General features: G+C 59.9%; 16 protein-coding genes. 12 read left to right on the top strand and 4 right to left on the bottom strand.

Annotated elements, in window-relative coordinates; translation table 11 throughout:
- The coding region (gene umuC / locus JK232_RS16665; protein WP_212589421.1) for a translesion error-prone DNA polymerase V subunit UmuC at positions 1 to 984 on the top strand (984 nt) is incomplete at its 5' end.
- A gap of 9 nt (positions 985 to 993) precedes the next feature.
- On the opposite strand, the gene JK232_RS16660 is transcribed toward umuC, so the two are convergent.
- Complete coding sequence (locus JK232_RS16660) at positions 994 to 1458, bottom strand: NanQ anomerase/TabA/YiaL family protein (RefSeq protein ID WP_072931802.1); 465 nt, start codon at positions 1456 to 1458, stop codon at positions 994 to 996.
- Between the two features lie 439 nt (positions 1459 to 1897).
- Here JK232_RS16660 and pyrB point away from each other — a divergent pair, with 439 nt between their 5' ends.
- From pyrB to ridA, 3 genes are all read left to right on the top strand, one after another.
- Complete coding sequence (pyrB, locus tag JK232_RS16655; protein ID WP_212589420.1) at positions 1898 to 2845, top strand: aspartate carbamoyltransferase; 948 nt, start codon at positions 1898 to 1900, stop codon at positions 2843 to 2845.
- 13 nt (positions 2846 to 2858) lie between these two features.
- Complete coding sequence (gene pyrI, locus JK232_RS16650; protein WP_072931798.1) at positions 2859 to 3323, top strand: aspartate carbamoyltransferase regulatory subunit; 465 nt, start codon at positions 2859 to 2861, stop codon at positions 3321 to 3323.
- Between the two features lie 82 nt (positions 3324 to 3405).
- A complete protein-coding gene (ridA, locus tag JK232_RS16645) occupies positions 3406 to 3792 on the top strand; it encodes a 2-iminobutanoate/2-iminopropanoate deaminase (RefSeq protein WP_072931797.1) in 387 nt (128 codons plus the stop codon).
- A 64-nt stretch (positions 3793 to 3856) separates the two neighbouring features.
- On the opposite strand, the gene JK232_RS16640 is transcribed toward ridA, so the two are convergent.
- The 3 genes from JK232_RS16640 to uxaC form a co-directional block, all read right to left on the bottom strand.
- Positions 3857 to 4432 (bottom strand): YgjV family protein, encoded by a 576-nt coding sequence (locus JK232_RS16640; RefSeq protein WP_072931795.1) that lies wholly within the window; start codon positions 4430 to 4432, stop codon positions 3857 to 3859.
- Between the two features lie 149 nt (positions 4433 to 4581).
- On the bottom strand, positions 4582 to 6072 hold the full coding sequence (locus JK232_RS16635; RefSeq protein ID WP_212589419.1) for a UxaA family hydrolase: 1491 nt from the start codon (positions 6070 to 6072) through the stop codon (positions 4582 to 4584).
- A gap of 63 nt (positions 6073 to 6135) precedes the next feature.
- Entirely contained in the window at positions 6136 to 7548 is a 1413-nt protein-coding gene (uxaC, locus tag JK232_RS16630) for a glucuronate isomerase (protein WP_212589418.1), read from the bottom strand.
- Positions 7549 to 8030: 482 nt separating this feature from the next.
- Between uxaC and JK232_RS16625 the strand changes: the two genes are divergently transcribed.
- The 8 genes from JK232_RS16625 to JK232_RS16590 all read left to right on the top strand — a co-directional run bounded on the left by JK232_RS16625 (position 8031) and on the right by JK232_RS16590 (position 13429).
- Positions 8031 to 9329: an MFS transporter gene (locus tag JK232_RS16625; protein WP_072931789.1), complete on the top strand. Its 1299-nt coding sequence runs from the start codon at positions 8031 to 8033 to the stop codon at positions 9327 to 9329.
- 210 nt (positions 9330 to 9539) lie between these two features.
- On the top strand, positions 9540 to 10316 hold the full coding sequence (gene exuR, locus JK232_RS16620) for a transcriptional regulator ExuR (RefSeq protein ID WP_072931788.1): 777 nt from the start codon (positions 9540 to 9542) through the stop codon (positions 10314 to 10316).
- Between the two features lie 363 nt (positions 10317 to 10679).
- Positions 10680 to 11357, top strand: a complete 678-nt coding sequence (locus JK232_RS16615; protein WP_072931856.1) for a DedA family protein — start codon at positions 10680 to 10682, stop codon at positions 11355 to 11357.
- Entirely contained in the window at positions 11354 to 11740 is a 387-nt protein-coding gene (gene mzrA, locus JK232_RS16610; protein WP_212589417.1) for an EnvZ/OmpR regulon moderator MzrA, read from the top strand. The genes JK232_RS16615 and mzrA overlap by 4 nt, the downstream gene beginning before the upstream one ends.
- 174 nt (positions 11741 to 11914) lie before the next feature.
- Positions 11915 to 12289 carry a DUF1090 domain-containing protein gene (locus tag JK232_RS16605; RefSeq protein WP_079205294.1) on the top strand — a complete coding sequence of 125 codons (375 nt, stop codon included), beginning with the start codon at positions 11915 to 11917 and terminating at the stop codon, positions 12287 to 12289.
- Positions 12290 to 12433: 144 nt separating this feature from the next.
- Positions 12434 to 12739 carry an ElaB/YgaM/YqjD family protein gene (locus tag JK232_RS16600; protein WP_072931784.1) on the top strand — a complete coding sequence of 102 codons (306 nt, stop codon included), beginning with the start codon at positions 12434 to 12436 and terminating at the stop codon, positions 12737 to 12739.
- 1 nt (position 12740) lies between these two features.
- Positions 12741 to 13148: a phage holin family protein gene (locus JK232_RS16595; protein WP_072931783.1), complete on the top strand. Its 408-nt coding sequence runs from the start codon at positions 12741 to 12743 to the stop codon at positions 13146 to 13148.
- The gene (locus tag JK232_RS16590; RefSeq protein WP_072931781.1) at positions 13145 to 13429 is read left to right on the top strand and encodes a YqjK-like family protein; all 285 of its coding nucleotides are present in this window, start codon (positions 13145 to 13147) and stop codon (positions 13427 to 13429) included. Before JK232_RS16595 ends, JK232_RS16590 begins: the two co-directional genes overlap by 4 nt.
- The last annotated feature ends 100 nt before the right edge of the window (positions 13430 to 13529 follow it).

Below are 13529 nucleotides of genomic sequence, written 5' to 3'. Positions count from 1 at the left end.
CTTCAGGCGTACTACTCCATCGATGAGAGCTGGCTCCTGTTGCAGGGCATGGCGCGGCTGATGCCGCTGGAGGAGTATGGCCGCCGGGTACAGGCGCGGGTGCAGAAAGAGGCACACGTGACGGTCGGCGTGGGCATTGCCCAGACCAAAACCCTGGCCAAGCTGGCGAACCATGCGGCCAAGCGGTGGCGCAAAACCGGCGGCGTGGTCGACCTCAGTGACCCGCTGCGCCAGCGCAAACTGATGGCGCTGGTGCCGGTGTCCGACGTGTGGGGCATTGGCGGCCGCCTCAGCAAGCGGCTGATGCTGATGGGCATCCATACCGCGCTCGATCTGGCACAGGCCCATACCGGGCTTATCCGCAAACAGTTCGGCGTGGTGCTGGAGCGCACGGTGCGCGAACTGCGCGGCGAGTCCTGCCTGGCGCTGGAGCTGGAGCCTGCGGCGAAGCAGCAGATTGTGTGCAGCCGCTCTTTCGGCCACCGGCTTACGGCCAAAGAGGAGGTGCGCCAGGCGGTGTGCGCCTTTGCGGAGCGGGCGGCGGAGAAGCTGCGCGGCGAGCGCCGCTATTGCCGCCAGGTCACGGTGTTTATCCGCACCAGCCCGCATGACGCCCAGGGCGATCACTACACCCCGCACGCCACCGCCCAATGCCAGACGCCGACCCAGGACACGCGCGACATCATCGCGCTGGCGATGCAGGCGTTTGAACGTATCTGGCTGGAAGGCTATCGCTATATGAAAGCGGGCGTGATGCTGGGGGATTTTTATAACGAGGGCGTGGCGCAGTTCGGCCTGTTTGATGAGCTGGCCCCACGCGCCAACAGCGAAGCACTGATGCAGGTAGTTGACCACCTGAACCGCACCGGCAAAGGCTCGCTGTGGTTCGCCGGCCAGGGTGTGCAGAAAAGCTGGCAGATGCGGCGGGCGATGCTCTCACCCGCCTACACCACCCGCTTTGCCGATCTGCCGGTGGTGAAATAACGCCTGCGCCTACAGTGCGCTGACGCGCATCTTGATCACCGCTTTGCGTACCGGCGCGGCTTCGCCCACGGCGCACAACGGTTTATGCACTTCGCCGGGGTAGAACACCACAAAATCGCCCGGCTGGAGCACCACGGTACGCTCCTGCTCCCCCTGCGGCAGAAAAGCGATGTCTTTGTCCGCCAGCCAGTCGGTTTCCGGCGGCCCCGCCGGGCGGGTACTGAAGGTCATGCCCTCCTGGCCATGCAACACGATCTGGATGTCCAGATACTCGGCGTGGTACTCCGCGCGCCGTTGCGCCATCGGTTCAGTGCTGTCTTCAGAGATCAGCACAAACACATCACTGCCGCAGATGGTGTGCTTGCCCAACGGTGTCTCGTCCGTAATGTTCTGTTTTACATAGTCAATCGCCGCGCACAACGGTGCCGGCAGGTATGGCAGCAGTGCCAGTGCATGGATATTCCCGGTAATCATGATCGCCCCTGGTTAAAGTGAAATAGCGTTTCATTATACGCCGGGTGTGTGACGCTACCGCGATCGGGGTAACGTTTCCGGCTGACGCATGATATTGCGTAAAGCAGGCAGACAATCGATTGCGCTGTTACGCTTGTTATGACTGCAAGGACGGTAGTTTGCGCTTGCAGAGTAAAACGGCGTGCGTATAATGCGCGACAATTTGCCGGGAGAATCCATGAAAAACGTTGCTGTTCTGGTTGCTGAATACCGCTGCACCACCCTGTCCCCACAGGGGCGCGACGCCGTTTTTCCTCCCGTTGCCCGATCGCAGAAAGCCCCTCATTGAGGGGCTTTTTTTTGTCTGCGTTCCGGCACCCGCGTATATCACACGCCCAAAAGACCCGATGCCCGAACACACCGGCATTCCCCGCGCAGGGGGACGAACAGGAGAGCAACTATGGCCAACCCGTTGTATCAAAAACACATCATCTCAATTAACGATCTCAGCCGTGCAGAGCTGGAGCTGGTGCTGGACACCGCCGCCGCGCTGAAAGCGCGCCCTCAGCCGGAGCTGCTGAAGCACAGCGTGATCGCCAGTTGTTTTTTTGAGGCGTCCACCCGCACCCGCCTCTCGTTCGAAACCTCCATGCACCGGCTGGGCGCGTCGGTGGTCGGCTTCTCTGACAGCAGCAACACGTCGCTTGGGAAAAAGGGCGAAACGCTGGCCGACACCATTTCAGTGATCAGCACCTACGTGGACGCGATTGTGATGCGCCACCCGCAGGAGGGCGCGGCGCGGCTGGCGGCGGAGTTCTCCGGCGGCGTGCCGGTGCTGAATGCCGGGGACGGCGCAAACCAGCACCCGACCCAGACCCTGCTGGACTTGTTCACCCTGCGCGAAACCCAGGGGCGGCTGAATAACCTGCATATCGCGATGGTCGGTGACCTGAAATATGGCCGCACGGTGCACTCACTGACCCAGGCGCTGGCGAAATTTGAAGGCAACCGCTTCTACTTCATCGCCCCGGATGCACTGGCGATGCCGGAGTACATCCTCGCGATGCTGGAAGAGCGCGGCATTGAATACAGCCTGCATGACAATATTGAAGAGGTGGTGCCGGCGCTGGACATCCTCTACATGACGCGGGTGCAGAAAGAGCGGCTCGACCCGTCCGAATATGCCAACGTCAAGGCGCAGTTCGTGCTGCGCGCTGCCGATCTGGCCGGCGCGCGCGATAACCTCAAAGTGCTGCACCCGCTGCCGCGGATTGACGAGATCACGCCGGACGTCGATAAAACGCCGTACGCCTGGTATTTCCAGCAAGCCGGTAACGGCATCTTCGCCCGCCAGGCGCTGCTGGCGCTGGTCCTGACCCCTGAATTACCCGCTGATCTGACGGCCTGAAGGAGGCGCAACCATGAGTCATGAAAACAAATTGCAGGTGGAAGCCATCAAATGCGGCACGGTGATTGACCACATCCCGGCGCGCATCGGGTTCAAACTGCTGACGCTGTTCAAGCTGACGGAAACCGAACAGCGCATCACCATCGGCCTGAACCTGCCGTCCAACGCGCTGGGCCGCAAAGACATCATCAAAATTGAGAACACCTTCCTGACCGAGCAGCAGGTGAACCAGTTGGCGCTCTACGCGCCGGACGCCACCGTCAACCGCATTGATGAGTATGACGTGGTCGGCAAAATCATGCCGACGCTGCCGGAGCAGATCCACGGCGTGCTGCGCTGCCCGAACGGCAACTGCATCAGCCGCAGCGAGCCGGTGGCCTCCCGCTTCAGCGTCACGTCCCGTGGCGATGATGTGCGCCTGACCTGCAACTATTGCGAGAAAGCGTTCAGCCGCCAGGTGGTGCTGAATAACGACTGACCGGCGCGGCGGCGTGCCTTGTGCATTGCGCCGCCCGCTCCTTATAATGCGTTGGATGCTTAACCCATAACCAGGAGAAGTCATGTCCCGCACTATCAGCACTGAACTCGCCCCGGCCGCCATCGGCCCTTATGTCCAGGGTGTAGACCTCGGCAGTATGATTATTACCTCCGGCCAGATCCCGGTCTGCCCGAAAACCGGTGCCGTGGCGGACGACATCGCCGCCCAGGCGCGCCAGTCGCTGGAGAACGTCAAAGCGATCGTTGAACAGGCGGGCCTGAACGTCGCGGATATCGTCAAAACCACGGTGTTCGTGAAAGACCTGAACGACTTCGCCACCGTCAACGCCACCTATGAAGCCTTCTTCAACGAGCATGACGCCCCGTTCCCGGCGCGCTCCTGTGTGGAAGTGGCCCGCTTGCCGAAAGATGTGAAGATCGAGATCGAAGCGATCGCTGTCCGCCGCTGATGGCCGTTAACCGGTATGCGCCGCATACCGGTTTCTTCCCTTCCCCCGTTTCCCGCCGTGACGCCTAGCCCGCTTTGCCGGAAGGCAGCGTTTCACCCTCTTCTTCCTGTTTTAGCGCTTTCTCGACTTTGAATGGATCGATGCCGCGCCGTTGCAGTCGGTAGAACCGGATAATATTCAGGCCGTTCATCAGCAGGAAACTGCCCTCAATCAGCGAGCCGCCAATCGAGCCGAGCCAGATATTGTGCGCGACCCAGCAGCAGGTGGAGCACCACATCACGCAGCGGGTGGTCAGCCCTGAGGTGCGGAACAGCGCCCAGGTGCTGATGGCGGTGCCGCAAATCGGCAGCACTTCCATCAGGTGGCGCGCATTGCCCAACCCCAGCCCGAGCGTCAGGGCAATGAACAGCCACATCACCCACAGGCTGCGGGTGCGCAGCGCGGCCAGCGTACGGATGGCACTGAGCCAGGCGCTGAACGCGCCGGAGTGCGCGCCCATCAGGAAATAGTGGGTGCCGATGATGGCGCTGTAGGTGGCGAGCTGTTGTTTGAAGCGGCGGTCATTGCGGTTGAAAAACATCGTGATGCCGACCAGAAACGCCAGCACCCCGACGCCTTGTGCGAACCCGTAAAACGTCATACGCCCTGCCCCGCCCGAAAAGCTGCTGCCGCAAATGAAAACGGCGCCCCCTGAGAGAGCGCCGGATATGAAACGCTGTTTCTATTTTAGCCAGTGGGGGTAAGCATGACAACCGCGTGGCCGCTGCCCGGTTGGCCCAATCGTGCGATCTACAGCGTGACCCCGCTCTTGAAGATCGCCAGTTCACGGAAGTCGTTACGCTCGTTGCAGGTGAGTTTGCCGTCGGCGATCGCCACGATCAGATCCACAAACTCCGCCAGTAACTGATCCATCGGCTTGCCGTGGATCAACTGCCCGGCGTCGAAATCGATCCAGTGCGGTTTTTTGGCCGCCAGCTCGCTGTTGGTGGCCAGCTTCACCGTCGGGACAAACCCGCCGTACGGCGTGCCGCGGCCGGTGCTGAACAGCACCATGTGGCAGCCTGCCCCGGCCAGCGCGCTGGTGGCGACGGCATCGTTGCCCGGCGCGCTCAGCAGGTTCAGCCCCGGCGTTTTCAGCCGCTCGCCATATTTCAGCACGTCCACCACCTGGCTCTGCCCCGCTTTCTGGGTGCAGCCTAAGGATTTCTCCTCCAGCGTGGTGATGCCGCCCGCTTTGTTGCCCGGCGACGGGTTTTCGTAGATCGGCTGGTTATGGGCGATAAAGTAGCGTTTGAAATCGTTGACCATGCTGACGGTTTTGTCGAAGGTCGCTTCGTCGCGGCAACGGCTCATCAGGATGCGTTCGGCCCCGAACATCTCCGGCACTTCAGTCAGCACCGAGGTGCCGCCGTTGGCGATCACATAGTCGGAGAAGCGCCCCAGCAACGGGTTGGCGGTGATGCCGGACAGGCCGTCCGAGCCGCCGCACTCCAGCCCGAATTTCAGCTCGCTGAGCCTGCCCGGCTCGCGGCGGTCGTCACGCATCACCTGATAGAGCGCGCGCAACTGCTCCAGCCCGGCTTCCACTTCGTCGTCCTGCTGCTGGCAGACCATAAACCGCACGCGCGATTCATCAATCTCGCCCAGCGTGCTGCGGAACACATCCACTTGGTTGTTCTCACAGCCCAGCCCGATCACCAGCACTGCGCCGGCATTCGGGTGGCGCACCATGTTTTGCAGCATGGTGCGGGTGTTCTCATGGTCCTGCCCCAGCTGCGAACAGCCAAGGGTGTGGCCGAACAGGTGCACGCCGTCGATGCCCGGCGCGTCCTCTGTTTCTTTCAGGAAACGGCTCTGGATCTGGCGGGCGATGCCGTTGACGCAACCCACGGTCGGGATTATCCACAGCTCATTGCGGATGCCGACCTGGCCGTTGGCCCGGCGGTAGATCTGCACCTCGCGATCCGCCGGTTGCGTGGGCAGCGGCACGGCTTCCGGCACGTAACGGTACTCATCCAGATCGCTTAAATTGGTTTTGGCGTTCTGTGAATGGATGTGCTCACCTTCAGCAATTGCCGTGAGCGCATGGCCGATCGGCAGGCCATATTTGATGATGTGCTGCCCGGCCTCAATCGGTTGCAGGGCGAACTTATGGCCGCGCGCCACCGCCTGCGGCAGCACCAGCCGCTGATCGTGCAGCGTGACGGTTTCACCGGCGGCGAGATCGCGCAGGGCGACTGCGACATTATCCAGAGAGTGTATTTTTATGATGCTTTGCATAATCAACCTTTAACGGCCGTCGCCTGACAAGGAATAAACGGGCGGAGCGATCCGCCCACGGCATCAGTTCAGCTCAATCGCAAAATAGTTTTTCGCGTTATCGAAGCAGATGTTTTTCACCATGCTGCCGAGTAACTGGATGTCCGCCGGTGCTTCGCCGTCGGCCACCCAGCGGCCCATCATCTGGCAGAGGACACGGCGGAAATACTCATGGCGCGTGTAGGAGAGGAAGCTGCGGCTGTCGGTGAGCATCCCGACAAAGCGGCTCAGCAGGCCGAGGTTGGCGAGCTGGGTCATCTGGCGCTGCATCCCGTCTTTCTGGTCGTTGAACCACCAGCCGGAACCGAACTGCATCTTGCCCGGCATCCCTTCGCCCTGGAAGTTACCGACCATCGTGCCGATCACTTCGTTATCCCGCGGGTTCAGGCAGTAAAGAATGGTTTTCGGCAGCGCATTGTTGCGCGCCTGGGCGTCCAGCAGGCGGGACAGCGGCTCCGCCAGCGGCTGGTCGTTGATCGAGTCAAAACCGATGTCCGGCCCGATGGCCTGTAACATCCGCGTGTTGTTATTGCGCAGCGCGCCGATGTGGTACTGCTGCACCCAGCCGCGTTTCTGGTATTCCGCTGCCAGGAACAGCAGCACTGCGGTGCGGAACTGGGCGCTCTCCTCTTTGGTGGGCAGCGTACCGGTCAGCCGGCGGGCGAGGATGCCGTCCAGCGTGGCGTCATCCGCGTCGGCATAGACCACCACGTCCAGCGCGTGGTCGGCCACTTTACAGCCATGCGCGGCGAAATGATCCAGCCGGGCGGTCAGCGCATCACACAAGTGGCTGAAGCGGGAGACGGCGACGTCCGCCGCGGCGCTCAGGCGGGTCAGGTAGTCGGTAAAGCCCGGTGCTTCAATAATGAACGCCTTGTCCGGCCGCCAGCTCGGCAGCACTTTGATGTCAAAACTGTGGTCTTCGGCAATCGCTTTATGGTGTTCCAGCGAGTCGGCCGGGTCATCCGTCGTGCCGACCAGTTTCACGTTCATCTGCTGCATGATGCCGCGCGCGCTGAAGGCGGGCTGGCTCAGCAGCGCGTTGCAGCGCTGCCAGACCTCTTCCGCCGTCTCTTTTGACAGCAACGTGCCGGTGATGCCGAACGGGCGGCGCAGCTCGAGGTGCGTCCAGTGGTAGAGCGGGTTGCCGAGGGTATGCGGCACGGTATCGGCCCAGGCGAGGAATTTTTCCCAGTCGGAGGCATCACCGGTACAGAAGCGTTCTGCCACGCCGTTGGTGCGCATCGCCCGCCATTTGTAGTGATCGCCTTTCAGCCAGATGTCATACAAATTGGCGAACTGATAGTCCTGGGCGATCTGCTCCGGCGGCAGGTGACAGTGGTAGTCAAAAATCGGCTGGTCTTTGGCATAGTCATGGTAAAGCCGTTTGGCAAACTCACTGTCGAGCAGAAAATCTTCGGTCATAAATGACGACATAGTAGGTTCCTCACCTTGCATTCGAAACAGGGTCCGTGTTGCGGATAAAGTTATCACACCAATTCCGGGGGGCGTCCAGCACTTTCTTATGGCACCCAGTCTCCTGATTGTACCGTGCCGGGCCGGGCCGTTCCGGCTTAAAAGGTAAAAATGCGTGCGCTGTCGCACCCTTCCCGCATGGTTAGCAGTATTCCCTAATTGAAAAATGGGTTTTGTGATGTCACTCAACTTTTAAATCTGTATGACAAGTTAAGGTGCTTGCGTTTTGTGCTGCACCGGTTCCGCTTACCTGCCACGGCGGGGCCGGATGCAGCCCCTTTCCGGCGTGCTTAAGCGGTGCGTGCCGGCAGAAGCCCCGGCTTCCGGGCTTCTCCCATAAAAACTATACGAAGCGCCAACGGCCATTCCCTGGGAAGGCCGTTGTGTTCTGGGGCCGCATCCCGCGGCACCCATCGCCTATCAAATGACTGGGAGTGAGTTATATGCGTAAGATCAAAGGGCTGCGCTGGTACATGATTGCGCTGGTGACCGTCGGCACCGTGCTCGGTTACCTGACGCGCAATGCGATTGCGGTTGCGGCACCCACCCTCGAAAGCTCGCTGCACATCACCACGCAGCAGTACTCTTATATCGTCGCCGCCTACTCGGCCTGCTACACGGTGATGCAGCCGGTCGCCGGTTATATTCTGGACGTGCTCGGTACCAAAATCGGCTATGCGATGTTCGCCGTGATGTGGGCCATCTTCTGTATGTGTACGGCGCTGGCCAATAGCTGGGGCGGCCTGGCGCTGGCGCGCGGGGCGGTCGGCATGGCCGAGGCGGCGATGATCCCGGCCGGGCTGAAAGCCAGCAGTGAGTGGTTCCCGGCGAAGGAGCGTTCAATCGCCGTGGGCTATTTCAACGTCGGCTCCTCAATCGGCGCGATGATCGCCCCGCCGCTGGTGGTCTGGGCGATTGTGGCGCACAGTTGGGAAATGGCCTTCATTATTACCGGTGTGCTGAGCCTCGCCTGGGCGATCTGCTGGCTGATCTTCTACAAACACCCGAAAGATCAAAAGAAACTCAGCAACGAAGAACGCAGCTACATCCTGGACGGCCAGGAAGCGCAGCACCAGACCAATAACGCCAAAAAGATGAGCGCCTGGCAGATCCTGCAAAACCGCCAGTTCTGGGGCATCGCCCTGCCGCGCTTCCTGGCGGAACCGGCCTGGGGCACCTTTAACGCCTGGATCCCGCTGTTTATGTTCAAGGCTTACGGCTTCAACCTGAAAGAGATCGCCATGTTCGCCTGGCTGCCGATGCTGTTTGCTGACCTCGGCTGCATCGTCGGCGGGTATCTGCCGCCGCTGTTCCAGCGGGTATTTGGCGTGAACCTGATTGTGTCGCGCAAACTGGTGGTCACCATGGGCGCGGTGCTGATGATCGGCCCCGGCACCATCGGCCTGTTCACCAGCCCGTATGCGGCGATTGCGCTGCTGTGCATCGGCGGCTTCGCCCATCAGGCGCTCTCCGGTTCGCTGATTACCCTCTCCTCAGACGTCTTCGGCCGCAATGAAGTCGCGACCGCCAACGGCCTGACCGGCATGGCGGCCTGGACGGCCAGCACCATGTTTGCCCTGGTGGTCGGTGCGCTGGCGGATACGCTGGGCTTCAGCCCGCTGTTCGCTGCGCTGGCGGTGTTTGACCTGCTGGGTGCGGTGGTTATCTGGACGGTGCTGCAAAACCGCCCGGCCGCGGAACTGCAACCGGCGGCCGAGCTGCCGGCCACGGCAAAAGCCTGACGCCCCGGTGACTGCCCTTCCCTGACCCGGCCGGTGTGCCGGGTTTTTTCATTTTTGCGCCCTGAGACATAGGCCCCGCCCCGCCGCTGCGCTATAGTAAAGTGGTATAACAGGTTATGGCGCAGGGAAGACTTCGGGTAAACATGCCCGCCATAACTTGCTATCATCACCGCCGGCTTTTTCCACTTACCTTTACCCAAGAGCACTGTCATGGAATTCACCGAATCGCGACGGCTTTATCAGCAACTGGCCGCAGAATTTAAACAGCGTATCGAGTCCGGGGTTTATCCGGTGGGCGAAAAGCTGCCCGCAGAGCGCTATATCTCTGAAGAGATGAACGTCAGCCGTACCGTGGTGCGGGAAGCGATCATCATGCTGGAGGTGGAAGGGTATGTGGAGGTGCGCAAAGGGTCGGGCATCCATGTCATCTCCAGCAAACAGAAGCATTTGGTGATGCCGAGCGCCGAGATGGAGTTTGCCAGCGTCGGCCCGTTCGAGCTGTTGCAGGCACGCCAGCTGATTGAGAGCAACATCGCGGAGTTTGCCGCCACGCAGGTCACCAAGCAGGATATTGTGCAGCTGATGGAGATTCAGGAGCACGCCCGGCAGGAGGATCGCTTCCGCGATTCGCAGTGGGATCTGAAATTCCATGTGCAGGTGGCGCTGGCAACCCAAAACAGCGCCCTGGCCGCCATTGTCGAGAAGATGTGGAGCCAGCGGGTGCACAACCCCTACTGGCTGAAGCTGCATGAACACATTGATGACAAGTCAATTGAGAGCTGGTGCGAGGATCATGACCAGATCCTGAAAGCGCTGATGCGCAAAGACCCGCACGCCGCCAAGCTGGCGATGTGGCAGCACCTGGAGAACACCAAACAGATGCTGTTCCATGCCACCACCGACGATTTCGAGTTTAACGTTGACCGTTACCTGTTCGCCGAAAACCCGGTGGTACATCTGGAAAGCCACCTGAGCCTGCCCAAATAGGCCCCAGCTCCCTGAAACCGGCGTCAGCCGGTTTTTTTCTGCCCGCCGTTTATGTCAATTTATGTAAAACCTGTCCGGCTTTTTTCCGCCTTAATACAATGCAGTGTAAACATGATTGAAGCCGTGTGATTACCGCTGTTTCGTTCTGACGGTTTTTGTTACAGTTAGACCACTTTTTTTACCCGTTTTTAAGATAAATGCCGCCAAAACAGGTAACCCGCGGATAATACGCGGGAAAGTTACGTCACGGCCCTCCCGTGATACCTCCGCCCTCCGCCCGTTAATCGGCCGGTAAGAAACACAGCACAGGATGTCACTGTGGAAACCGGGCTTAAAAAGTTATGGAGTTTCCGGACGCGCTACATGGATATCATCAAAGAGCTGCTGCACGCATTGTGGCACCAAAATTTTGACTTGCTGGCCGACCCCACGCTGGTCTGGGCCATTTATATCTTACTGTTTATTATCCTGTTCCTGGAAAACGGCCTGCTGCCGGCGGCCTTTTTGCCGGGTGACAGCCTGCTGATTCTGGTAGGTGTGCTGATCGCCAAAGGCACTATGAATTTCCCGCTGACGCTGGTGATCCTGACCACTGCCGCCAGCCTCGGCTGCTGGCTCAGTTACATCCAGGGGCGCTGGCTCGGCAATACGCGCCTGGTGCAGAGCTGGCTGTCGCACCTGCCCGCCCAGTACCACCAGCGGGCGCATAACCTGTTTCACCGGCATGGCTTGTCTGCCCTGCTGATTGGCCGTTTCCTGGCTTTCGTGCGCACATTGTTGCCCACCATTGCCGGGCTTTCCGGCCTCAGCAACGGCCGCTTCCAGTTCTTTAACTGGATGAGCGGCTTCCTGTGGGTCGTGATTTTGACCACGATGGGCTTTTTCCTCGGCAAGACGCCGCTGTTTTTAAAATATGAAGATCAACTGATGTTCTGCCTGATGATGCTGCCGCTGGTGCTGCTGGTGCTGGGCCTGATTGGCTCGCTGGTGGTGCTGTGGCGTAAGCGGCAAGGCAGTTCAGACAAAGGAAATAATGTATGAAGCTCCCGTACCTGAGCTCCCCGTTGCGCTGGCAGTGGCTGATTTGCCTGATGGTGGCCTTCGCCGTGCTGGGCCTGCTGGCCCTGCCGCGCGGCAACAGCCAGGAGAACGCGCTCTCTATCCGCCCTGAGCGGCACGGGCTGACCCTGCCGGACGGCTTTTTCGTTTACCAGAACCTGGACCAGCGCGGCATCCGCATCAAAAGCATTACGCCGGAAAATGACACCCTGATAATCCGGCTGGCCTCGCCCCAGCAGCAGCAGGCCGCACGTGAGGCGCTCTCGGTGATCCTTCCCCAGGGTTATATCGTGGAGCAGCGCGCCGTCAGTGCCGAGCAAACCTGGGTAAAGAAGCTGACCCATGATCAGCTGCGTACCGGCTAGCCGGTACTGCCCCTCTGCCTGCAGACGCGCCGCCACGGCGCGTTTTTTTTGGCCTGTGACACAAAACTTTTCCGAAAAAGCCTGTTTTTTTGGGGGGATGCGTAATTCCCGTCTATGCTTAACGCTGTGGCGGGTGGAAGTTGTTGCCCCGCCCGGACATAAATAAGGAACCGGATGATGACGTTTCACGCCCCCCTGACACTCTTCCTTTCGCTGTCGCTGTTTTCAGCGGCGTGTGTCGCGGCACCGGTCGAAACCTGCGAGAGCAAGGCGCAGGCGATCGAACAGCAGATGGCCCACGCCCGTGAACAGGGCCAGGCTGACCGGCTGAATGGCCTGCAAAAGGCGCTGACGGCGGTCAAAGCCAACTGCACTGCCCAAAGCCTGTCGGCGGAAAAAGCCGATAAGGTAAAGGAAAAGCAGCAGGAGGTCGCAGAACGGCAGCAAGATCTGAAGGAAGCACAGGCGAGCGGCGATAAGGAAAAAATTGCCGTACGCCAGCAAAAACTGGAAGAGGCGATAGCGGAGCTGCGCGAAGCCGGGCAATAACCCGGCCGGGTGGGCCTGAGCCCCCTTCCGGCTGCGTGACGGCGCGGTGAAAAGCGTGAAGAATCAACCAGATTAATCGCATTTGCGCACCGCCGGAAATCCTCTATGTTAAAAAGACCGTCCTGTAAATGAAGGAGTCACCTGATGGCAAAAGATTACACCTCGGATAGTTTACGTGCAGAACTCAAGTCACTGGCCGATACGCTGGAAGATGTGCTTCGCTCCTCTTCGGAGAAGCCGCTGGCCGAATGGGACAGACTTCGCAGCCGTGCTGAAAGCACGCTGAAAGACACCCGCGTGCGCCTGAGCGACACCAGTGACAAAGTTGTCCACCAGACCAAGGAGATCGCCAGCCAGGCGGATTCTTATGTCCATGATAACCCGTGGAAAGGGGTCGGCATCGGTGCTGCTGTCGGCGTCATCATCGGCGTTCTGATTGCACGACGCTGATATGACGGATTATCGCAAACCCACTGATTCCCAGGGCCCGGCGAAAGGGGCCCTGGATGTTGCGCACCGTGTTGTCACCACCGTGGTTGGCATTGTTGAAACCCGCGTGAAGCTGGCGGTACTGGAACTGGAGGAGGAGAAATCCCACCTGGTGCAGTTGCTGCTGATGACCGGTATCTCATTAATCCTGCTGGCCTTTGGCCTGGTCAGTTTACTGGTACTGATCTTCTGGGCGATCGACCCGGCTTACCGCCAGCCGGCGTTGTGGATAACCACCGGCATTCTGCTGGCACTGGCGCTGGGGGTCGGCATCTGGACACTGGTGAAAGCCAAACGCTCCACGCTGCTCGGGGCCACACGCCGTCAGTTGCAGATTGACCGCGCCCTGCTGGAGAAGAAAATTCCATGAGACCCCGTGAACGCCATGCCGAAAAACTGCGCCTGCTCTACCTGATTCAGCAGCAGCGCGCGGATCTGACGGATGAGTGTGATCAGTGGCTGGTGGCAACCGCCCCCTATGACCGGGGCTGGATCAAGCTGATGGGTATGAAAAAGTACCTGGCGATTGGTTCCAGCCTGATGGCGGTGTATACCGCCCGTCACCCGAATAAGGTGATGCAGTGGGGCCGCCGTGCCATCGGCATCTGGGGCACCGTTAAACTGATCCGCAATACCCTCTCCCCACGGTAGCCGGTGCGCTACCGTGTTCTTTTCCCTCCGTTTTCCTGCTTTAACCTTTAGTCAGTTTTTTTGATGTTATCCAGCAGTTTTCCTTGCTTACATCTTTTTC

The organism is Nissabacter archeti (genome assembly GCF_018257325.1).
In the GTDB taxonomy this organism is placed as follows: domain Bacteria; phylum Pseudomonadota; class Gammaproteobacteria; order Enterobacterales; family Enterobacteriaceae; genus Chimaeribacter; species Chimaeribacter arupi.
This window is presented reverse-complemented; position numbering and strand designations above follow the sequence as displayed.

Excerpts from the sequence above, each read along its gene's own strand:
- ridA (WP_072931797.1), top strand. The coding sequence starts at position 3,406 with ATGTCCCGCACTATCAGCACTGAACTCGCCCCGGCCGCCATCGGCCCT.
- JK232_RS16595 (WP_072931783.1), top strand. The coding sequence starts at position 12,741 with ATGACGGATTATCGCAAACCCACTGATTCCCAGGGCCCGGCGAAAGGG.
- JK232_RS16615 (WP_072931856.1), top strand. The coding sequence starts at position 10,680 with ATGGATATCATCAAAGAGCTGCTGCACGCATTGTGGCACCAAAATTTT.
- uxaC (WP_212589418.1), bottom strand. The coding sequence starts at position 7,548 with ATGTCGTCATTTATGACCGAAGATTTTCTGCTCGACAGTGAGTTTGCC.
- pyrI (WP_072931798.1), top strand. The coding sequence starts at position 2,859 with ATGAGTCATGAAAACAAATTGCAGGTGGAAGCCATCAAATGCGGCACG.
- JK232_RS16605 (WP_079205294.1), top strand. The coding sequence starts at position 11,915 with ATGATGACGTTTCACGCCCCCCTGACACTCTTCCTTTCGCTGTCGCTG.
- JK232_RS16625 (WP_072931789.1), top strand. The coding sequence starts at position 8,031 with ATGCGTAAGATCAAAGGGCTGCGCTGGTACATGATTGCGCTGGTGACC.
- pyrB (WP_212589420.1), top strand. The coding sequence starts at position 1,898 with ATGGCCAACCCGTTGTATCAAAAACACATCATCTCAATTAACGATCTC.
- JK232_RS16600 (WP_072931784.1), top strand. The coding sequence starts at position 12,434 with ATGGCAAAAGATTACACCTCGGATAGTTTACGTGCAGAACTCAAGTCA.
- JK232_RS16635 (WP_212589419.1), bottom strand. The coding sequence starts at position 6,072 with ATGCAAAGCATCATAAAAATACACTCTCTGGATAATGTCGCAGTCGCC.
- JK232_RS16640 (WP_072931795.1), bottom strand. The coding sequence starts at position 4,432 with ATGACGTTTTACGGGTTCGCACAAGGCGTCGGGGTGCTGGCGTTTCTG.
- mzrA (WP_212589417.1), top strand. The coding sequence starts at position 11,354 with ATGAAGCTCCCGTACCTGAGCTCCCCGTTGCGCTGGCAGTGGCTGATT.
- exuR (WP_072931788.1), top strand. The coding sequence starts at position 9,540 with ATGGAATTCACCGAATCGCGACGGCTTTATCAGCAACTGGCCGCAGAA.
- JK232_RS16590 (WP_072931781.1), top strand. The coding sequence starts at position 13,145 with ATGAGACCCCGTGAACGCCATGCCGAAAAACTGCGCCTGCTCTACCTG.
- JK232_RS16660 (WP_072931802.1), bottom strand. The coding sequence starts at position 1,458 with ATGATTACCGGGAATATCCATGCACTGGCACTGCTGCCATACCTGCCG.